The organism is Psychroserpens sp. SPM9, assembly GCF_025153525.1.
Taxonomy (GTDB): domain Bacteria; phylum Bacteroidota; class Bacteroidia; order Flavobacteriales; family Flavobacteriaceae; genus Psychroserpens.
On record NZ_JANZNR010000008.1, the window covers coordinates 44,409 to 63,950 of the forward strand.

Annotated in this window: 23 protein-coding genes; 14 read left to right on the top strand and 9 right to left on the bottom strand. The window is 33.5% G+C overall.

The features are described from left to right. Positions 1–8: 8 nt before the first annotated feature. Entirely contained in the window at positions 9–1,370 is a 1,362-nt protein-coding gene (locus N4270_RS15315) for an NAD-dependent succinate-semialdehyde dehydrogenase (protein ID WP_260098226.1), read from the bottom strand. Between the two features lie 170 nt (positions 1,371–1,540). Here N4270_RS15315 and N4270_RS15320 point away from each other — a divergent pair, with 170 nt between their 5' ends. From N4270_RS15320 to N4270_RS15330, 3 genes are read left to right on the top strand one after another with little or no spacing between them, the layout of a single operon-like run. After that, entirely contained in the window at positions 1,541–1,873 is a 333-nt protein-coding gene (locus N4270_RS15320) for a YtxH domain-containing protein (RefSeq protein WP_260098227.1), read from the top strand. Positions 1,874–1,876: 3 nt separating this feature from the next. Then, entirely contained in the window at positions 1,877–2,224 is a 348-nt protein-coding gene (locus N4270_RS15325) for a hypothetical protein (protein WP_260098228.1), read from the top strand. Between the two features lie 5 nt (positions 2,225–2,229). Continuing rightward, entirely contained in the window at positions 2,230–2,430 is a 201-nt protein-coding gene (locus N4270_RS15330) for a hypothetical protein (protein WP_260098229.1), read from the top strand. A 50-nt stretch (positions 2,431–2,480) separates the two neighbouring features. Here the strand turns inward: N4270_RS15330 and N4270_RS15335 are convergent, their stop codons facing one another. Further along, positions 2,481–3,524: an AraC family transcriptional regulator gene (locus N4270_RS15335; RefSeq protein WP_260098230.1), complete on the bottom strand. Its 1,044-nt coding sequence runs from the start codon at positions 3,522–3,524 to the stop codon at positions 2,481–2,483. A 354-nt stretch (positions 3,525–3,878) separates the two neighbouring features. Between N4270_RS15335 and N4270_RS15340 the strand changes: the two genes are divergently transcribed. The 5 genes from N4270_RS15340 to N4270_RS15360 all read left to right on the top strand — a co-directional run bounded on the left by N4270_RS15340 (position 3,879) and on the right by N4270_RS15360 (position 6,268). Then, positions 3,879–4,313, top strand: a complete 435-nt coding sequence (locus tag N4270_RS15340) for a hemerythrin domain-containing protein (protein ID WP_260098231.1) — start codon at positions 3,879–3,881, stop codon at positions 4,311–4,313. 204 nt (positions 4,314–4,517) lie between these two features. After that, positions 4,518–4,967 (top strand): PA2169 family four-helix-bundle protein, encoded by a 450-nt coding sequence (locus tag N4270_RS15345; protein WP_260098232.1) that lies wholly within the window; start codon positions 4,518–4,520, stop codon positions 4,965–4,967. 122 nt (positions 4,968–5,089) lie between these two features. Continuing rightward, positions 5,090–5,800 carry an SOS response-associated peptidase gene (locus N4270_RS15350; protein WP_260098233.1) on the top strand — a complete coding sequence of 237 codons (711 nt, stop codon included), beginning with the start codon at positions 5,090–5,092 and terminating at the stop codon, positions 5,798–5,800. A 114-nt stretch (positions 5,801–5,914) separates the two neighbouring features. Beyond that, positions 5,915–6,076: a DUF1328 family protein gene (locus N4270_RS15355; RefSeq protein ID WP_260098234.1), complete on the top strand. Its 162-nt coding sequence runs from the start codon at positions 5,915–5,917 to the stop codon at positions 6,074–6,076. Between the two features lie 54 nt (positions 6,077–6,130). Further along, on the top strand, positions 6,131–6,268 hold the full coding sequence (locus N4270_RS15360; RefSeq protein ID WP_260098235.1) for a hypothetical protein: 138 nt from the start codon (positions 6,131–6,133) through the stop codon (positions 6,266–6,268). Between the two features lie 73 nt (positions 6,269–6,341). On the opposite strand, the gene N4270_RS15365 is transcribed toward N4270_RS15360, so the two are convergent. Continuing rightward, positions 6,342–6,752 (bottom strand): arsenate reductase family protein, encoded by a 411-nt coding sequence (locus tag N4270_RS15365; RefSeq protein WP_260098236.1) that lies wholly within the window; start codon positions 6,750–6,752, stop codon positions 6,342–6,344. Between the two features lie 193 nt (positions 6,753–6,945). Here N4270_RS15365 and trxB point away from each other — a divergent pair, with 193 nt between their 5' ends. Then, positions 6,946–7,923, top strand: coding sequence for a thioredoxin-disulfide reductase (gene trxB, locus N4270_RS15370; RefSeq protein WP_260098237.1), 978 nt, complete (start codon positions 6,946–6,948; stop codon positions 7,921–7,923). 78 nt (positions 7,924–8,001) lie between these two features. Here the strand turns inward: trxB and N4270_RS15375 are convergent, their stop codons facing one another. The 6 genes from N4270_RS15375 to N4270_RS15400 form a co-directional block, all read right to left on the bottom strand. After that, the gene (locus N4270_RS15375; RefSeq protein ID WP_260098238.1) at positions 8,002–8,835 is read right to left on the bottom strand and encodes a DUF2807 domain-containing protein; all 834 of its coding nucleotides are present in this window, start codon (positions 8,833–8,835) and stop codon (positions 8,002–8,004) included. A 120-nt stretch (positions 8,836–8,955) separates the two neighbouring features. Continuing rightward, positions 8,956–9,684: a head GIN domain-containing protein gene (locus N4270_RS15380; RefSeq protein ID WP_260098239.1), complete on the bottom strand. Its 729-nt coding sequence runs from the start codon at positions 9,682–9,684 to the stop codon at positions 8,956–8,958. Positions 9,685–9,720: 36 nt separating this feature from the next. Next, positions 9,721–10,206: a DUF4440 domain-containing protein gene (locus tag N4270_RS15385; protein ID WP_260098240.1), complete on the bottom strand. Its 486-nt coding sequence runs from the start codon at positions 10,204–10,206 to the stop codon at positions 9,721–9,723. A 123-nt stretch (positions 10,207–10,329) separates the two neighbouring features. Then, positions 10,330–12,189 (bottom strand): PspC domain-containing protein, encoded by a 1,860-nt coding sequence (locus tag N4270_RS15390; RefSeq protein WP_260098241.1) that lies wholly within the window; start codon positions 12,187–12,189, stop codon positions 10,330–10,332. Beyond that, positions 12,189–12,527, bottom strand: coding sequence for a PadR family transcriptional regulator (locus N4270_RS15395; RefSeq protein WP_260098242.1), 339 nt, complete (start codon positions 12,525–12,527; stop codon positions 12,189–12,191). The genes N4270_RS15390 and N4270_RS15395 overlap by 1 nt, the downstream gene beginning before the upstream one ends. Before the next feature lie 168 nt (positions 12,528–12,695). Further along, positions 12,696–13,142, bottom strand: a complete 447-nt coding sequence (locus N4270_RS15400; protein WP_260098243.1) for a DUF4870 domain-containing protein — start codon at positions 13,140–13,142, stop codon at positions 12,696–12,698. A 144-nt stretch (positions 13,143–13,286) separates the two neighbouring features. Between N4270_RS15400 and N4270_RS15405 the strand changes: the two genes are divergently transcribed. The 5 genes from N4270_RS15405 to N4270_RS15425 all read left to right on the top strand — a co-directional run bounded on the left by N4270_RS15405 (position 13,287) and on the right by N4270_RS15425 (position 19,537). Then, positions 13,287–13,742 carry a DUF4442 domain-containing protein gene (locus N4270_RS15405; protein WP_260098244.1) on the top strand — a complete coding sequence of 152 codons (456 nt, stop codon included), beginning with the start codon at positions 13,287–13,289 and terminating at the stop codon, positions 13,740–13,742. Between the two features lie 88 nt (positions 13,743–13,830). Next, positions 13,831–14,628 (top strand): TIGR00266 family protein, encoded by a 798-nt coding sequence (locus N4270_RS15410; protein ID WP_260098245.1) that lies wholly within the window; start codon positions 13,831–13,833, stop codon positions 14,626–14,628. Between the two features lie 132 nt (positions 14,629–14,760). Beyond that, on the top strand, positions 14,761–14,958 hold the full coding sequence (locus N4270_RS15415) for a hypothetical protein (protein WP_260098246.1): 198 nt from the start codon (positions 14,761–14,763) through the stop codon (positions 14,956–14,958). A 376-nt stretch (positions 14,959–15,334) separates the two neighbouring features. Beyond that, positions 15,335–16,870 (top strand): LuxR C-terminal-related transcriptional regulator, encoded by a 1,536-nt coding sequence (locus N4270_RS15420; protein ID WP_260098247.1) that lies wholly within the window; start codon positions 15,335–15,337, stop codon positions 16,868–16,870. A 108-nt stretch (positions 16,871–16,978) separates the two neighbouring features. After that, positions 16,979–19,537 (top strand): T9SS type A sorting domain-containing protein, encoded by a 2,559-nt coding sequence (locus N4270_RS15425; protein ID WP_260098248.1) that lies wholly within the window; start codon positions 16,979–16,981, stop codon positions 19,535–19,537. The last annotated feature ends 5 nt before the right edge of the window (positions 19,538–19,542 follow it).

Below are 19,542 nucleotides of genomic sequence, written 5' to 3' on the forward strand. Positions count from 1 at the left end.
TACTAATTTTATTTGTTAATATATACGGTTTTCTTATTTACAAATTCTAAGATCCCTTCTCTTGATAATTCTCTTCCATAACCCGATGATTTAGTGCCACCAAAGGGTAATCTCGGATCTGATTTAACCATTTCGTTGATAAAAAAGGCACCATCTTCAATAGTTGAAATTCTTTTTACAGCATCATCTGTAGCTTCAGTAAAGAGCATTGTACCTAAACCAAAGCGCGATTTGGAAGCCATTTGATAAGCATCATTTTTAGTTTTAACTTTAATAATAGCTGCCACAGGACCAAATGTTTCTTCATCAAAAACCGGCATTCCTGGAGTAACATTTGTAAGTACCGTAGGTTGGTAGTAGGTACTGTTTTTGTAATTTCCAAATACCACTTTTGCTCCAGATGATACAGATGTTTTTATTTGTTTTTCTAAGATATCTGCTAAATCTTCTCTTGCTAAAACACCAATGCTAGTGTCTTTTTTCGAAGGATCACCAGACTTTAATTCTTTGATTTTATCTACAAAACGTTCTAAGAATTCGTCATAAATGGTATCCTGTACTATAAATCGCTTAGCTGCAATACAACTTTGACCTGTATTTTGCATTCTAGCCTTTACCATGATGTCTAAATACTGGTCTAAATCGGCATCATTAAGTATGATACAAGCATTATTACCACCTAATTCTAAGACAGTTTTTTTTAGATGCTTACCTGCTATTGCGGCAATTTTTTTACCAGCTTTTTCACTTCCAGTGAGTGATACTGCTTTAATACTGTCACTTTCGATGATAGTTTCTATTTGCTCATGTGTAACGAGTAAGGTTTGAAAACATGCTTCAGGATATCCCGAATTATCAAAAAGCTCTTGAAGTGCTAAGGCGCATCCTGATACATTACTAGCGTGTTTCAAAAGAGCAGTATTACCTGCGGTTAAAGTAGGAATTGCAAATCTTAGAGCTTGCCAGAACGGATAATTCCATGGCATGATAGCTAATATGGTACCTAGAGGATCATAACTTATAAAGCTTTCGGTGGCATCGGTTTTAATAATGTCATCAGCTAATAAATCTTCAGCATTTTTTTTATAAAAATCACACAAGAAGATGCATTTTTCAATTTCTGCTCTACTTTCAGATATAGGCTTTCCCATTTCATTGGTTATAAGCAGGCTGTAACGTTCAATATTTTGATACAGTGTATTGGCTACTTGATCTAATAATTGAGCACGATCACTAACACTTTCTAGTTTCCATGTACTATAGGTCTTTTCCGCAGCTTTTATGACATTTTTGACTTTTGTGTCAGAGAATGTTTGGTACTTATCAAGGATCTCATTGGTGTAAGGATTTAATGTTATTATATCTGCCATTTTTATTTGCTAAATTAAAAGGAGTCACCTTTGCGAGTTTGCTCATAAGAAAAAAGTATTAGCGGTAATGATATTACTGTTTACGGCAATAATTAAATCAATTACGTCAATGATTACGCTTAAAATGAGCAATATTTGTTACAACAATTAAAACAAACAATAAAAATATTATGGGAAAAGATAGTAACACAATTTTAGGAATATTAGCAGGAACAGCAATTGGTGCAACATTAGGAATTTTGTTTGCGCCAGATAAAGGAAGTGCGACGAGACAACGAATTGCAGACGAGGCGATTCACACTAAAGATAAATTAGCTGAGCGCGCAACATCACTTAAAGATAGCGTTGTAAGTACCGTTTCAACTCGAAAGGAAACTTTAGATGATCAAATTGAAACGATTGTCTCAGACGCCAGCCACAAAGCTGATGATTTGATTAACACTCTGGAAAAGAAATTAGCCGATTTAAAAGCTAAAAATAAGAAACTACAAAAGACGTCGTAATATATGACCGTATTTGAATCATTAAATAACACAACAGATAAAGCTACAGATACCGCTGAGAAGTATGTAAAGACCTCTCAGCAGTATTTTAAGTTGAAAGTATTTCAGCAATTAACCATATCATTAAGTTTAATCATTAAACTTTCAATAATTGGAGGTTTAATCACTTTAGCTTTGATATTCATGGCTGTTGCTGGCGCTATTGAAATAGGTAAAGCATTAGATAGTTTGCCTTTGGGGTATGCGATTGTCGGACTCGTATTTATTGTATTCGCCGTCCTAGTCTATTACTCCAGAAAGGCTATAGATCAAAAAATCATTAAAGTTTTATCTGATAAATTCTTTGATTAGTACTTATGAAAAATTACACCACATTTGAAGACATTGAATACGATTTAAAGCGCTTAAACTTAGAGCGCCAAATTGCGCTGGAAGAACTCAAAGGAGTTAAGGGCGAATTAAAAGAAGATTTAAAGCCTATACATTGGATGCAAACAGTATTTAAGTACGCGTCTAAATATGGCTCTTTATTGCTTTTGAAAAAGATTATTAAATAACTATCTAATAGAATATTAACAATGAAGCACAGATTTTATCTGTGCTTTTTTTATGCAGCAGATTCTTCGATAACCAAATTATTTAAGACGTTTTTTCTGTATTCATTAGGGGTTACATCGTATTTTTCTTTAAAGATTTTAGAAAAATAACTCCTGCTTGTAAACCCAATACTATACACCACTTGCGACACGTTTAAATCGGCATTACTCATTAAATCACGTGCAGCTTCGAGCCTGATATGTCTCACAAATTCGGTGACAGTTCTAGAGTATAAAAATTTAAATCCGTCCTGTAACTTAGCTTGCGATAATCCAGATTCCATAGATAAATGTTCTAAAGAATAGCTAAACGAAGGATCTTTAATTATTTTATTGCCTAGTTTTCTAATGAGTTTTAATTCTGTTTTAGTTAAAGAAGTAGGTAATTGTACTCCTTTTTGAAATTTGTTGTGACGTTGAATATGAAGTGATAAAATTTCGTAAACTAAGGCTTCAATCTTTAAAACTTTGACCATGCCTTTCGACTTTATTTTTTTCATCTTTTTGATGTAGTCGGCCATTTTTAGATTTAGGGCTCCGTAATGTGCAAACCGATTATCGTGATCGGTATCTACAAAAACTTCGTATAAGCGCTCATTTAATAAGGACGCATTGGTCGTTCTTTTTTTAAGGAAATTTTTACGAATAATCTGGATGATACTAATCTCTAATTTTTTGTCTTTAGGAAAATGAATGTAATTATAACCACCAGTTTTATTGGTGAAAATTAAAGAATGAAACTGTTCTACTAATTTTTCATCATTATTAATTCCAAAGCGGTGTTTAAAATCGCCATTATAATTATAAATAAAACGAATCGGATTAAAGCTACTTGCTTTGACCTTCAAGGTGACTTCTTCAGAAAAAGTGATATCAAAATCTAAGAAGTTTACGCCCCAGTCAAAAGGTAAATATTTAATGGTGCCTCTTGCATTTTCATTGTCAAATGTCAGGCTGTATTCGTTCCATTTTTCATCGATTTTTCCACCAAGAACATCTTTAATTTGATGTAATAAATCTTTTGGGCTTTCAGCAATTATTTCGATTTCAGTCATAAATTCAATCAAATTGGTTAATGTGATACTACAATTAAGTAGTTAATAGATATACGTTGAATAATCTTTAATAGATAGTTTAATCTCACAATTTAAGCCTTTTTTAACTGAAAGTAATAAGGAAATGTTAAAAAAACAACAGGTTTTTCGCTAAGATCTTAAATCTAGCTATTGATTATTATTTGCGTTAAGATCTCAATAGATACAGCACCTGTGTTTACTAAGCATATAGTATATTTAAGTATTATCATGTTAAGTTGATGAATGACATGTTAAGTAGATTGGTTAGTAAGCCTCAGTATTAATTTACTGAGGTTTTTACCTAAAATAATATTAACAATTAAAACACGCATTATGAACATTTTTGAAGCCATTAGAAAAGACCACGATATCCAAAGAGAATTATTAGATCGTTTAGTAGAAACCTCGGGAGATACAAAAAAAAGAGATGAACTATTTCAGTCTCTTAAAAACGAACTTCAGGTACATGCTGATGCCGAAGAGCGTCATTATTATAAACCACTTATAGATTCTGATATGATGCAAGAGAAAGCGCGACATGGTATTGCAGAGCACCATGAGATTGATGAACTTGTTGAAAAGTTAGAAGACACCGATTACGATTCTTCAGCGTGGTTAAAAATTGCAAAAGATTTAAAACATAAGGTAGAACATCATTTAGAAGATGAAGAACATAAGTTTTTTCAACTTTCAGGAAAAGTGCTAAGTGACAATCAAAAAGCCAGCTTAGCTAAATCTTATAACAATTACATGGACTCCAATAGGTGATTAAAAAATGCTAAAACCTATAAATAATATTGACGCAAATCCTAAATAATAAATCATTTAGGATTTGCGTCAATTTTTGATTTAATACCATCAAATACTTATAGCAGTTTGTAGTAGTTTGATATCAAACGTTAACAATTAACGATGATGTAAATCGGTAGACATCAATAAAGAAAACTATCGTTTAACTAAAATATATATAACATGAGTACTTACACAGAAGAAGTAGGATCAAAATTAAACGATTTACTAGAAAAAACATATGATGCTGAAAAAGGATATACAAAGGCTGCAGAAAATATAGAACATGCTGCTTTGAAATCTTATTTTAAAAATAAAGCACAGGAGCGTTATAATTTCGGACATGAATTAAAGTCTGAAATCAAAGCATACAACCAAGAAGTTGATAAAGGCGGAAGTCTTACAGGAAAAGCACATCGAGCCTGGATGGATGTGAAGTCGTTGTTTTCTTCAGATAATGAAGAATCGATGCTTGAAGAAGCTATAAGAGGAGAAAAAGCTGCTATTGATGAATATCAAGACGTATTAAGCGAAACAAGTTTACCATCTTCAACAAAATCAATTTTAGAATCTCAAAAAAACACGATTCAAAATGGATTAACAAATATCAAAACTTTAGAAGATTTGAGGTAATCGAAATTATTGATTCATAGAAATTAAAGGCACCCAAGTGGTGTCTTTTTTTTATTTGAAGACACTTTTATCGCATACGAGTTAAGCCTTGTTTTTAAATTTGACGTTCTTTAAAATAAAAAATGTTCTACAAGTTATGCAACACGTCGAGTTTATATGATGTTGAAAGCGAACTTAATACAAAGTTTCGATATCCAAAACTGTATGAGCAAAAGGCTATCATAAATGGTAAGTACGAGTCTAATTTACCTGTCATTACAAGTGAAGCTCCTAATACTATTGACTTTGCTATTTGGGGATTACTACCTCCAGGTTATGATGGTGATTGGGAAGACTTTCAAGAGATTACCAATACCTTAAACACTTCTGCAAATGATAATTTGTTAAACGAAGAAATATATGCCGATTCTTTAGATACACGTCGTTGTTTAATTGTTGTTAATGGGTTTTTTACAGCAAAACTTCACAAGGGAAGATTATATCCGCATCATGTTCATCTCAAACAACATAAACCTTTTTGCATCGCAGGCGTTTATAATAAAATAGACGATGGCTTTTTAACCTGTACTTTATTGGTTACGAATTCTGTGGTAGGAAGTAAACACCTTCCTAATATGGGCATTCAAAAACCTCTTATTTTTAAGAAAAAAGATTATAATTCCTGGCTGGATAGGTCTCATACATTTAAAGAATTAAAACCAATAATAGATGATCATGATCGCTATGAATTTATAGCGCATCCAATTGAGCAAGATTTTTATAAGAATCCAAAGGTGTTTAAGCAAATTATCGAAAGTCAGCACTACAAGTCGGTTTTAAGGATAGCACATTGATAGTGAAAACGTTAATGTTAGCTGTAAATGAGCTAATAGAACCAAAGTGTTTGTGCGATATTTGTATTATAAGAAGCTGAAAATCAGTTTGTAATTAACTTAAAACTTAAACATATGTTACGTTGGACAATCACATTTATTATAATCGCCATTATAGCTGGAGTCTTAGGATTTGGAGGCATTGCAGGAGGCGCTGCTTCAATAGCTAAAATATTATTCTTTATCTTCATTGTTTTATTCATCCTTTCACTTTTAAAAGGGGTCATAAAAAAATAAGCTAAGAATGGAATCAACCACAATTTAATATTAACCAATAATAACTATATAATTATGAAAAAATTAGCAAAAATATTTTTAATCGTATTTACGATATCTACAGTGTTTACGAGCTGTAGGGAAACGACTGGAGATAAAGTTGAAGATGCAGTAGAAGATGTTGCAGATGATGTTGAAGATGCAGTAGATTAATTTCAGAATATAAATCATTAAAAAAGCCTCAGAAATGAGGCTTTTTTTTTGACATATTGGTTAAAACAGAATTTTAAAGATGTTTCTTTTCATCAATACCCTTGCTGTTTGGGTCTAACTTTTTCTCAATGTCGGAAGGATTTTTAATCTGAATATATCTTGTACCTAAAATCACAACAGGATAATTTAAAATCTCAGGACTCTTTTGTAATAATTTAATCCAATCTTCTTCGTCAAGCTTTGTGTCTTTATCATAATTTTCAACAAAAATAGGATGCTCCTTATCGATAAGATCACCAATTTTAATATGGAGATGTTCAGCTAGTTCTTTCCATTGTGTTCCAGTAACATTTGTTTTGGTTACATCAATAGCTAACAAATCTTTAAAGGATGCATTGAGATATCCATAAGTTTGTTTTCCTATTGACGACTCCGAGCTGTAGTATATTTTATTCATGTCGTTATGTGTTGATATTATAGTCATCGTTTGTGTTTTGAATTTCTAAAGTAATTGTATTTGGGAAGTCTGTTTAACTCAAATCCAATAATGATTAACCCGATAGCCTTGATCATTCAGTATAGAAAAACCCAATAAGACTATTTTAACTGTTAATAACTTTGACGTAAGTTTTTAATCAAAAATCCTACTTTTGCTGTATCAATTTGAAACAAAACATATGTCTGATACAATAGAAAAAGTAAAGTGCCTAATTATAGGTTCAGGACCTGCAGGATATACTGCAGCTATATACGCTTCAAGGGCTAATATGCATCCTGTACTTTATCAAGGAACACAACCTGGAGGTCAATTAACGACCACTAATGATGTCGAAAATTTCCCTGGATATCCTGACGGAATTACTGGTCCGGAAATGATGATCGAATTACAAAATCAAGCCACACGTTTCGGTACAGATGTACGTGATGGTTGGGTGACCAAAGTTGATTTTTCTGGAGATATACATAAAGTTTGGGTAAATGATACTAAAGAAATTCATTGCCAAACAGTGATTATATCTACTGGAGCTTCGGCTAAATATTTAGGATTAGAATCTGAACAAAAATACTTGAAACTTGGTGGCGGCGTTTCGGCTTGTGCTGTTTGTGATGGATTTTTCTACAGAAACCAAGAAGTGGTAATTGTTGGAGCAGGCGATAGTGCTGCCGAAGAAGCCCACTACTTGTCAAAACTTTGTAAAAAAGTAACCATGTTAGTGAGACGTGATGAGTTTAGAGCTTCAAAAATTATGGCAAATCGTGTGATTAACACGCCTAATATTGAAATTCTTTACAATACTGAAACCGAAGAAGTTTTAGGTGATGGTCAAGTTGTTACTGGCGTTAGAGCTATTAATAATAAAACCAATGAGACTTTTGAAATTCCTGCCACAGGATTTTTCGTTGCAATTGGTCATAAACCTAATACCGATATTTTCAAAGAGTTTTTAGAACTTGATGAGACGGGATATATTATTAATGTTCCTGGTACAGCAAAAACCAATATAGAAGGTGTGTTTGTATCTGGTGATGCTGCCGATCATGTATATCGTCAAGCAGTTACTGCAGCAGGAACAGGATGTATGGCAGCTTTAGATGCTGAGCGTTATTTAGCCGCTAAAGAATCTGATTTTGAAGTGTCAACACCTGTCTATTAAGTAGAACAAATTATATATAGAAAATCCGAAGTTATATAGATAGCTTCGGATTTTTTTATGCGGTTATTTGATGAAGGTTTACTTCTCTTTCTTCTGAAGTTTAGCCGTATCAATAAATTTGTTGATTGTAATTTTTGGTGTCCCGTAAAGGTAAATTTCACTAGACCCTGAAGCATCAATAGTAATCGTTTCGAGGGTTTCAACATATACATCGCTTTCCATTTCGGCAAGTACATTTGAGGTGTTCGCGGTAAAGTTCTTTCCGTTGAATTGCGAGTTATTATCGGTTCTTAAATTCAGGATTTTTGTTGTACCTTCAATATCAGCACTTGCACGCTGGTATAGGTCTATTTTAGCTTCCGTAGTATTAATTAAAGCATCCATTTTGGTATTGTCACTTATTTCTACAGAAACATTAGTTGCCGTAATATTGAGCTTTACTTTGGTTTTTTCGGTACTAACAAAGCTGAAATTTTTGGCTTTAATATTTAAATAAGCTCTGGCAGAACCACTGGTTTTTAACGACGCATTGTTTAATTCTAATGACGTTAATGAACGCACTTCGCCATCGTCTTTCACTTCAATATCAGAAAAGGCATCACCATAATTAACCTTTACATTCAGTTTTTTAGCTCGCATGTCTCGTGTTGTCGTAATGGTCAATACACTATCAACAACACTCACGTTAATATATTCATGAAGATTACTATCTGTTTCAATTTCTACGGAAGGCTTTTTATTGTAAAACAATTCGACCTTAAAATCTTCACCAACTACAATCTTCTTAAACCCATCAATATAGGTTTGCTCTATGGTTAGGTTTCTATCTCCTTTAACTTTTTCGAGATCTTGTGCATTTATTGTAGTGCTTAGACCAAAAACAAGTAACAGAAATATTGTAATGTTTTTCATTCTAATTTAATTAAGTATTAGGGCAAATATAAAACAAAAACCATCCCAAACTCGTTTTGAGCCTGAAATGGTTTAAATACTTGGTTGATTAGTTGGTTGTTTTGCCTTATTTACAGCGTGTTACATTTTTCGGATATCTCCAGAAACACCATCGCTTTTTTGAACAGATTCCGGATTCCCATAATATTTAATATCGCCACCGCTTGAAGCATTGGCACGCAGTTTTACTTCGCTGTAGACAACAATATCAGCACCACTTGAAGCCTCAGCTACGCAATTTTGAGCTTTGAGTTTTCCGGCTTTAATGTCGCTTCCACTTGAGGCTTCTGCACTAAGATCGTTTGTTGTGCCAGAGACTTTTAAATCGCTTCCACTTTCAGAAATACAAGTCGCAGTATTTACCTCTATGTTGAGGTCCATATCTGCACCACTTGTTGTTACCAGCTTTAAATTGTCAGCAAGAATTGTATTAGTACTGTACACATCACTACCACTTTCTGATAGGATATAGTTAAGGTCTTTTACATTAACCATTACTTTTTGAGCTTCAGAACGGCTAATGTTTTCACTCGCATAAATTTTTAGGACTTCGTTATCAATTTCTGTAATGATAATGTCGTGTAAATTTTCATCTGCTTGTACTTTTAATAAAGGCGTGTCACTTTGAGTTAAATACACGTCTAGACCTCTGCTGACTTCAATTTGATTGAAATCACCATCTAGGTTTCGTTCTACGGTAGATACATTGCCGTTTCCTTTAACGCCTGTATTAAAGTTGACGTCGAAGTTACAAGACATAAACAGTAAACTTAAGATTACTGCGACTGTAAATTTTGTTAGTGTTGTCATGATTTTGAATGTTTAATTGATGATTGATTTTTTATATTATTGATGGTCGTAACTAATAACTCGTTTTAAATACCAGGTGTCTTGCTCTAAAATCCATAAATGCGAAAATTTAGCAATGCTTCCTTCGACCTCAATGGTATTGGTGGTTTCATAAAATTTATGAATTCCTTTTTGTAAGGCTCCATATAATTTTCCGTTATTATATAGAGGAAATACTTCTAATTTTCCAACAAGCTCTCGTCGGGACTTGGTGGTGTTATCCGGATTACAAATACCATTTTGCATCACTTTTATAAAGGCAGCTTTTGATTCGATTGTACCTGCCTTATCGTGATAGAACTCAAAGTCTTCAGCTATAAATTGCTTAAAATATTGAATTTCACAATGGTTGAATCCACGATCAAATAATAGGCTATCATTACTTTTTAGTGTATCATAAATTTCAGAATAACTACCAGATTGTGCATTGACACTCCACTGCATTCCGAAGAAAAATAAAAGGCAATACACTATTTTTTTCATTAGTTTAATTTTTTAACTCAAGGTTTGAACCACGTTCGAGCTTGTTAAAGGTTCAAATATTTAAAAAATGGTTGGTTAGTAAAATTCTAAATATCTGAACCGTTGATTGCTTAGGTTGAATTGTTAATTATCGTTGTCTTCTGTTGTAATTTTAATACCGCCTTTTTCGTCGATATTAACTTTAACATCATCCATATTTGCTTTTACGCCGTCACTATCAATTTTTAAACTGCTACTGTCAGACGTAGCTTTAAGTCCGTCATTATTAATCTCCAGACCATTTTCGTCATCATCGATATCGACTTCAGTTTTAAATTCTTCATCTTCCGGACAATCGAGACATTCAACACCATTAGTGATAATTTTAAGATGATATTCTTCCATTTTATGGTCTAGGATATCGTTATAATGGTAATTATTACTGTGGTAGTTATACGTGTTTTCATCAGGATAAAGCACAGAGCCTTCAGGTAAATAGACCGTTACGGTGACTTCTTGACCTTTTCTAGCTTCATTTAAATCAATAGTGAAGTAGCTATCTAATAGCAATTCATTATTATTCAACTGGTACTTGTAATTGATTCTTTCAGCTCGGTTTTTGGCATTTAAATAATCTGTTCCTCGGGCACTTTGTTCAATTCTAATTTTCGCGATACTATCTTTGGTCGATTTTACAATTAATCGCACACCACGAGAATAAAGTACTTTGTTATCATTTTCATCATAAGCGGTGTCAAAGCCGTAACTTCGGTAATAACCATGACTCGTAAACAAATCGTTGTTATTCATACGCAATGTGATAGTGTCATTAGCAGTAATAGCTGCTAATTTTTCAGTTTTGATATAAGAACCTTCTTCTCTAAAGCTTAGTCCAAATTTGGCTGATAAGATGATTAATGATATAAAGGACACAAACCAAAGACCAAGTAAGGTGTATTTTGCCACATTACCGATAGATTTTAGGTTATTGATCAATATTTTCAGACCTAAGTAAAAAATAAAGAAGGCAATAATTCCTATAAAGAAAAACACCAGTAATGACATGACCCAAACAGGGACATTGGTTGCATCGGCCACATCAAAGAAATTGGTTCCCGGAATGTGAACACTTTCTAAAAGGTTAAGGCTGAATAGACTCACGATGAGTGAAATAATGGTGACTGCACCAACAATCATTAATATGAGTCCGAAAAACTTCGCAAACAACTTAAAAAAGAACATGATAATATCACCAATGGTCTCAAAAAAAGATGTTGAACTAGATTTAATACGTTCCCCTTGACGAGGTAAATCGGCTTTTTTTACACTTTCGGAAATAGAATCAGAAACATGTTCAAAGCCTTCCTTAATTTTTTCGCCATGTTTTTTTAAATCTACATTTTGAACAGCGTTTGAAACGCTATCAAATCCGTCTTTGATTTTTTTTTCGATGTTGCTAATATTAACAGGTTGCCCTTTCATCATTAGCTTTTCTGTTGTCGTTGTGGCTTCAGGAACGAAAATCCAAAGTAAAATGTATAGTAATACACCAGTTCCAGCACCAAAGAAAAGTAAGAACCAGATAAGGCGAATCCATATCACATCGATTCCAAAATAGTGCGCTAATCCAGACGATACACCACCAACATAGGAGTTGTCGGTATCTCTAAAAAGCTTTTTTGAAGGTGACGAACTTGATTTTGTATACTTTTGTTTAGGCTCATCTTCAAAGATTTCGTCATCGACTAGGTAATCTTCAGGTTGCCCCATAATAGTAATTACCTCGTCTACTTCTTTATTTCCTATAACTTGTCTTTCGTTTTGTACACGCTCGCTAAACAATTCGGCAATACGTGCCTCAATATCAGATATGATTTCTGATCGACCTTGAGAGTCTGTAAATGAACGTTTTATAGCCTCAAGATAGCGCTGTAATTTTAAGTATGCATCTTCATCTATGTGGAAGAATATACCTGCTAAATTTATGTTGACTGTTTTATTCATTATTTTTTTGTTTTTTCTCTGGTTACTATGTTAACTGCGTTTTGTAATTCGTTCCAGGTTAGAGTTAATTCTTTTAAAAATAACTGACCTGTTTCTGTAAGACCATAATACTTTCTTGGTGGTCCTGATGTGGATTCTTCCCAGCGATAATTGAGTAATCCAGCATTTTTGAGTCTTGTGAGCAGCGGATAAATGGTGCCTTCAACTACAAGCAGTTTTGCGTCTTTTAGTGTGCCTAAAATTTCTGCAACATAAGCATCATCGTCTTTTAAGACCGATAATATGCAGTATTCTAATACACCTTTACGCATTTGTGCTTTTGTGTTTTCTATTTTCATAAGTGTCTTCTAATGTTTTTCAAAAGTCTTTTGCATAAGCGCATTTGAGACATTTTGATAATTCAACAATAACTGATAGGATACTCGTGTCATGTTAGAATTCGATTAAATTTTGTTAAACTGTTCATTTTTTGATTGATGATTGATTGATGATTAATTGATAAACTATTATTTTAAAAAGTTGATGGTTAACGGATAATCATATAATTCGCCATCGCGCGCTTTTAAACTTGCAATCACAATGAGAACAAGCTCTAGAATAAATCCAATTATGGCTAAAAAACCTAATCCGCCTGTGATGAATAGTAAAGGAGAAGGCTCACCTATATTAATATGGAAATCATGAAATCCGTGAAAATCAATAAAATCCAAACCATTAAAAAATTTGAAGATGAAAAATGGAATGGTTAGCGTCCCAATTATTAGCGTATATAATAATATGCTAATCTGAAAATTGATGGCTTGCTTCCCATGGCGATCTACAAATTCTGATTTGTCTTTATTAACCATCCACAATACGATAGGACCAATGTAATTTCCTAAAGGAATTATAAACCTGCTAAAGGTTGATAAGTGAATGAATGTTGCGATGTTTTTTTGGTGATTATCTGGCATGATTTTAAAACATATAGTAATTTCTTATACAAATATATGTCTAAAAGAAGGTATTATGTTACGCATAGTACTAAAAATTAACATAATATTAACAAATTGAAATCTCGTTTATTTTCAATATTTTAGCTGAAACTTCTAGTAAATATGACTATTTCGCCCAGAAAGCTCAATGCTTTTTTAATATTTAAATTACCCTCAGCATACTTTTGTGGTGTGCGTACAAAATCCATAACAGAGACCACTTGTGTGGTTTCGGTAAAGCACAGATGGATCAATCAAAATCCGTTTAGTTCAATGTTTTGGGCTGTTCAGGGGATGGCTGCAGAGTTAACTACAGGTGCATTGGTCATGTCTAAAATTAAAGCAAGTGGCAAACGAATTTCTATGTTAGTAGCTGCCAATAATGCTGCTTTTACCAAGAAAGCCACTGGAAGAATTACATTTACCTGTGATCAAGGACAAATCATTGATGACGCTATTAACAAAGCAATAGAAACAGGTGAAGGACAAATCGTGACCTTAAATTCTAAAGGTATTAATAAAGAAGGTGTACAGGTCTCTGAGTTTAATTTTGAATGGACAATTAAAGTGAAATCCTGATAGGAAAGATCAAGTTTTGTTTTCATCGTTTTGTAACAAATACGATTATATTAAAACATATAAGTAATCAATTAAAAAACATAATAACATGACATCACACGAAATCGATTACAGAATTTACGGAGAAGAAATGCAATACGTCGAGATAGAACTCGACCCACAAGAAGGCGTTATTGCAGAATCGGGAAGCTTTATGATGATGGACAATGGCATCAAAATGGAAACTATTTTTGGTGACGGTTCTCAAAAAGATACCGGTTTCTTCGGAAAAATATTAGGTGCCGGAAAGCGTATTCTTACGGGAGAAAGCTTATTTATGACGGCATTTTATAATGATCTTACCGGAAAACGAAATGTCTCATTTGCATCTCCTTATCCTGGAAAAATTATACCTATAGATCTTACCGAATATAAAGGGAAGTTTATTTGTCAAAAAGACGCCTTCCTTTGTGCAGCAAAAGGCGTAAGTGTTGGTATTGAATTTTCTAAGAAGTTAGGCCGCGGACTCTTTGGTGGTGAAGGATTTATCATGCAAAAGTTAGAAGGTGATGGGATGGCCTTTGTACACGCAGGAGGTACCATGGCTAGAAAAGTACTACAACCAGGAGAAGTTTTAAAAGTTGATACGGGTTGTATTATCGGGTTTACACAAGATGTAGATTACGATATAGAGTTTGTTGGAGGTATTAAAAATACAGTGTTTGGAGGCGAAGGTTTATTTTTTGCTAAATTACAAGGTCCGGGAATTGTATATATACAATCTTTACCTTTTAGTCGATTGGCTGGCCGAATTGTTTCTTCTTTACCAAAAGGCGGAAACAGTAAAGGAGAAGGCAGTATACTTGGTGGTTTAGGAGATTTATTGGATGGCGATAATCGCTTTTAACATATAATTAGCTGTTAAAATTTGAACCTACTCGTTCAACGAATTGTTTTTTTTACTACATTTAGAATGAATTAAAATAAAACAATTGCCTATAAAACAAATCTACTTTAAACCCTAAACCCAATTAAAAAAATGGCAAGAGCAATGTTTGAGTACACTAAAACTGTACTTAATAAAGTTAGTTTCGATGCTAATTTGTTCTGTAAAGAATTACAAAAAGCACTTCAACGCTTATTACCTTACGAAATTGAAGAGCTTAAGATTTATATTAAATCTTTAATCTTACAGAACCCAGAACTAGATCAATGTTTAATCTTATTAAAACAATAAATAAAAGCGACTTAACGGTCGCTTTTTTAGTGTATTCAATCGTCCTTCTTTTCTTTTTAAAAACGTATAGGCTTCTAGTTATATAGGTGAATTTTCCAATTTTTTATAATAATGCGTATAAAACGCGTAGTCATTTTTTAGGTGCAATCTAGATATGGATTACTTTTGCATTTTAATTAATACTTTTACTTTCAACTAGTATCAATTGGAGGTTATTGCAAATAGTCTATGTATATAATAAGTGTTGCAATTATTTAATCGGTGAACATTAATATTGTAACTATAAAGAAACTGTTGGATGAACATTAACATACATTTAAGTACCTTATGTCACCTAAGTAAAAGCTGCCGGAAAACAAGTCTTAACTTATTAATCTTGCTAAGTATATCAATTGTTGGGTTTGCTCAAGAGACCTCAAAATATTTGAGATATCTTGATTCGGCAGATGTTAAGGTAAATAATGATCCTGATTTGGCAATGCAATATCTAGACACTATTCCCTTGCCGCTTGAAAAACACATTAGTGGTCATTTAGCCGAATATTATAATAGCAAGGCATTGATTTACGAAACTAAGAACCAACAAACGGAACTCTTTCAGAATTTTTTATTGGCGCTTCAGTATGCTGAAAAAGAAGAAAACCATTACATAGCTGGATTTGCTAGCCATGAACTGTTCTATAATCTATATATTACTAAAAAGGATACTGTTGCCTTTGAATATTTGGAAAAGGCAAAATATCATTACGAAAAAGCAAATCACAAGTATGGTCTACTGGATGTTATGCAAAGTCCAGCTTTTGTACAATTTCACGATGGGAACTATCAGAAAAGCAATGAGCTTATTATGCCAAAGCTGGATTATTACAAATCGATAAAAGAAGATGGATATTACTATATGAATCCTTTGTTCATGCTTACTTCAAATTATTTACATTTAGAAGATAGTACGAATGCCAGAAAATATTTTAAGCGGTTCAAGTCGCTTGAAAATGACAGTACCATTCCCACAAGTTTGCATAATAGATATAAGATTACATTACTTGTCTGTTCAGCAAAATATTACAATAAAACCAAACAGTTGGATTCTGCTAGGTATTACTTTTCCAAGGCTCGTGAATTAAGAACGTATATGAATTCTTCTGATGTGAAAAATTATTATAATAGCCTTATTGATTATTACGGACAGTTAAATGATAAAGAAGCGCAACAACATTACGTTGATTCTTTAGATGCGTATCAGAGCGAATTGTTTGATAAGGCAATGAACGTCAATTTTAAGGTCAGTAAATCTTTAGTGCAAAGTAATGAAGGACTCATGGCAGAATCTGAAAAAAAAGAAAAGAATCGGATCTGGATCATAGTTTTAGGGTCACTATTGATTGGCTTGATTATATTTATTACGGTAAAATATAAGCAGATTAAGGAAAAATTCATTGAGCTTACTCAACGTAAAAACGAATACAGCTATCTTCAGAAGAACCACGAAAAATTAAAAGTAAAGGTTCAAGGTCTTGAAAAATTTATTAGCGAATCGAAAAAGGACATTAAAAGAATATCCAATATAGATGATGCTAAAAAACAAAAAGAACAAATCAAGGAGTTGTATAGAAACATTCATTTACATTCCTCGACGCTTATTGATAATGGCGAAAATCACCTCAAGCTTATTAACGAACTCAATGTCGATTTCTTTAATAAAATTTCGACCAAGCATCCACAGTTAAATCATTCGGAAATCATTATTTGTTATTACATATACACGGGTTTTAAAAACAAAGACATTGCCGCTTTTCTCAATACTTCGGTTCGAGCCGTCGAAAGTAAGCGTTACCGAATAACAAAAAAGATTAATTTGAATTCAAAAAACACGACTCTTCATCAATACCTTTTAGGTGCTTTAAATAACTGATAATCTGTTTTTTTACTCGTGCGTAGTAGGTGCGTAGTTGATTATGGTGCAACTCTAAAATAGTTAAAGATATTTGTTTTGGTTATTAATCAATTAAATGTTTTTACTATGAAAAAAATTTACACTTTCATCTTATGTTTATGTTTTTCAGTAGGTTTTTCACAATCTCTGGAATACAAAAAGGCTCCAGCTAAAACAGGGAGTAATTACTATCAGATTGTTTCTGAAATGCGCCAGGATTTTGCTGCTAGGAAAGCTGAAGGCATGTCTAAGGCCGAAATCAAGGCAGAAAAGCAATTTGAGCGTTGGGCTTATTATTGGCGAGATCGAGTTGATGCACAGGGAAACTTTCCAAGTGCACTCTTAGGATGGTATAATGCAGGTCTTATTAATGCAGATGGTCGCTTAAATACGAGAGTCCATAGGTCTGCTCAAAGCTTGCAAAACTGGACAAATGTTGGTCCGCAAGTAGTACCTGACGCTAATGGATATCCAAATTATCCGCAAATGGGGCGCTTGACCAACTTTTTGAGGTTTGTAAAAGTACCTTCCAATGAAAACGTACTTTTTGTTAGTGCTCCAGATGGCGGCATTTGGAAATCTACAGACAATGGGAACACTTGGGCACCTAAACTGGATTTTATTGCAGGCATTGGTGTTACCGATATGCGAAGTGCTTCTAACGATGCTAATAATCCAGGAACGATTTATGTATCTACGGGAGATTATGATGCCGATCATATCAAATCCATTGGCGTCTTAAAATCAACCGATTTTGGAGAAACGTATCAATCTACCGGACTTTCTTTTAGCCTAGCCGACAGAGAATCGACTTCTAACCTTATAGTAATAAATGACAATACGGTCATTGTAGGTACCAATCAATATATTAAAAGAACGACCGATGGTGGCGCTACTTGGACCAATGTATTCACACATAACTATCCCGATGCTCAAATTGGAAAGTTTCATAAACAAGGATCAAATATCATGTGTGCCGATAGTTGGGGAGGATTGTTTTTTTCTTCTGATAATGGTGTTACTTGGTCTACGGTCAAATCTGAAGGAAACGCTTACGAAAGACATTCAGTTACTGCAGATGCGGCTACAGGTATATTTTATGTTCAGGCAAAATCGGGACAAGTATCAACGTATAATCCAGGTGCTATCACACCAACATTGACTACTTTAGGGAGTCCAACCACCAACTATAATCCTCAAGGAGCATATAATATGGCTTTAGTGGTTAAAGACGGTTTAATAATTAGTGGAGGAGTTGATGCTATTAATTCTGAAGATAACGGATCCATTTGGTATACGACCTTAAACAATGCCTGGGAAGATAATAGCTCGGAAGGATCTTATGGTCATGCAGATATTCACGAAATGGGGTATCTGGATTCTGGATATTCGTTCTGGGCAGTAAATGATGGTGGATTAATTTATTTTGATTATCCTACAAGATCAGAGGAAAAACCAGCGGTCGATTATATTTCAGATGGCGTATTAATCACACAACTGTATTCGGTAGCCATTTCTCCACAAAGTGAAGATCATAAAATCATGGGAAATCAGGATAATGACGGCTATAGTTTAGAGATGAAAGATGGATCTTTAAAATGGGTGGCTGCCTTAGCTGGAGATGGCACATGTACAGCAATAGATTACAATAATCCTAATATAAGATATTTAGGTTCACAAAATGGCGGATTAATAAGAACAGATAGTGGTTTTGCTAATAATTATGATGGCGATGCTTATCCAGAGACATCAACTTTTGGAGCGCCTTTTGTTTGGACTTTAAAAATGAATTCTACTGTTTCGACAACGTTATATGGTGGTTTCGGTGACGTTTATAAAACAACAAATAAAGGTGATGATTGGACCAACTTAAACTCAGGAGCTGGTCAAATAGAATATATCGAGACCTTTGGCAATAACGTATTCGTAATAGGTGCTAATGGTGGTAGGAAATCATTAAATGACGGTGGCGCATGGTCAAATTTAGTAGAACCTGAAGCATTAGCGAGAATGAATTCAATATCGTTTGATCAAAACAACACAAATATTGTCTATGCAACTGTTAGAGGTTATATTGATGGTTCAAAAGTATTTAAATCAACTGATGGCGGAACAACTTGGTCAAATATTTCAGCAGGATTGCCAAATATTCTGGCAAAACAGGTGGTTTTAAAACAAAATCAAGGTCAGGAAATTTTATTTTTAGGGACAGAATTAGGTGTATACTATAAAACGACTGGCAGTAATTGGCAACCATTAGGGCAAGGCTTACCTAACGTAATTATCAATGATATAGAAATAAATTATACGGTTGAAAAGTTAGTGGTTGCTACCTATGGTCGTGGGCTATGGGAAATTAGTATTGACAATAATACTCTTGGTGTCAATGAAGAAACTATTTCTAATGATTTGGCGCCATTAATTTATCCTAACCCTGTTTTAGATGGCTCTTTAAATATAAAATTAAAAAGCGATAGTGATGACTTTAACTACATCATGTATAATGTCATTGGAGGTATTGTTAAAAAAGGGACTCTAAATGCTGGCGTCAATACCATTGATGTGAAAAATGTTTCAGCAGGAATTTATGTGATTCGCATGAATAGCGGAAATTATATCGCTTCACAAAAAATAGTAATTAAATAAAAGTG

Coding starts and splice junctions, on each gene's coding strand:
- N4270_RS15315 (WP_260098226.1), bottom strand. CDS start 1,370: ATGGCAGATATAATAACATTAAATCCTTACACCAATGAGATCCTTGAT.
- N4270_RS15320 (WP_260098227.1), top strand. CDS start 1,541: ATGGGAAAAGATAGTAACACAATTTTAGGAATATTAGCAGGAACAGCA.
- N4270_RS15325 (WP_260098228.1), top strand. CDS start 1,877: ATGACCGTATTTGAATCATTAAATAACACAACAGATAAAGCTACAGAT.
- N4270_RS15330 (WP_260098229.1), top strand. CDS start 2,230: ATGAAAAATTACACCACATTTGAAGACATTGAATACGATTTAAAGCGC.
- N4270_RS15335 (WP_260098230.1), bottom strand. CDS start 3,524: ATGACTGAAATCGAAATAATTGCTGAAAGCCCAAAAGATTTATTACAT.
- N4270_RS15340 (WP_260098231.1), top strand. CDS start 3,879: ATGAACATTTTTGAAGCCATTAGAAAAGACCACGATATCCAAAGAGAA.
- N4270_RS15345 (WP_260098232.1), top strand. CDS start 4,518: ATGAGTACTTACACAGAAGAAGTAGGATCAAAATTAAACGATTTACTA.
- N4270_RS15350 (WP_260098233.1), top strand. CDS start 5,090: ATGTTCTACAAGTTATGCAACACGTCGAGTTTATATGATGTTGAAAGC.
- N4270_RS15355 (WP_260098234.1), top strand. CDS start 5,915: ATGTTACGTTGGACAATCACATTTATTATAATCGCCATTATAGCTGGA.
- N4270_RS15360 (WP_260098235.1), top strand. CDS start 6,131: ATGAAAAAATTAGCAAAAATATTTTTAATCGTATTTACGATATCTACA.
- N4270_RS15365 (WP_260098236.1), bottom strand. CDS start 6,752: ATGACTATAATATCAACACATAACGACATGAATAAAATATACTACAGC.
- trxB (WP_260098237.1), top strand. CDS start 6,946: ATGTCTGATACAATAGAAAAAGTAAAGTGCCTAATTATAGGTTCAGGA.
- N4270_RS15375 (WP_260098238.1), bottom strand. CDS start 8,835: ATGAAAAACATTACAATATTTCTGTTACTTGTTTTTGGTCTAAGCACT.
- N4270_RS15380 (WP_260098239.1), bottom strand. CDS start 9,684: ATGACAACACTAACAAAATTTACAGTCGCAGTAATCTTAAGTTTACTG.
- N4270_RS15385 (WP_260098240.1), bottom strand. CDS start 10,206: ATGAAAAAAATAGTGTATTGCCTTTTATTTTTCTTCGGAATGCAGTGG.
- N4270_RS15390 (WP_260098241.1), bottom strand. CDS start 12,189: ATGAATAAAACAGTCAACATAAATTTAGCAGGTATATTCTTCCACATA.
- N4270_RS15395 (WP_260098242.1), bottom strand. CDS start 12,527: ATGAAAATAGAAAACACAAAAGCACAAATGCGTAAAGGTGTATTAGAA.
- N4270_RS15400 (WP_260098243.1), bottom strand. CDS start 13,142: ATGCCAGATAATCACCAAAAAAACATCGCAACATTCATTCACTTATCA.
- N4270_RS15405 (WP_260098244.1), top strand. CDS start 13,287: ATGACTATTTCGCCCAGAAAGCTCAATGCTTTTTTAATATTTAAATTA.
- N4270_RS15410 (WP_260098245.1), top strand. CDS start 13,831: ATGACATCACACGAAATCGATTACAGAATTTACGGAGAAGAAATGCAA.
- N4270_RS15415 (WP_260098246.1), top strand. CDS start 14,761: ATGGCAAGAGCAATGTTTGAGTACACTAAAACTGTACTTAATAAAGTT.
- N4270_RS15425 (WP_260098248.1), top strand. CDS start 16,979: ATGAAAAAAATTTACACTTTCATCTTATGTTTATGTTTTTCAGTAGGT.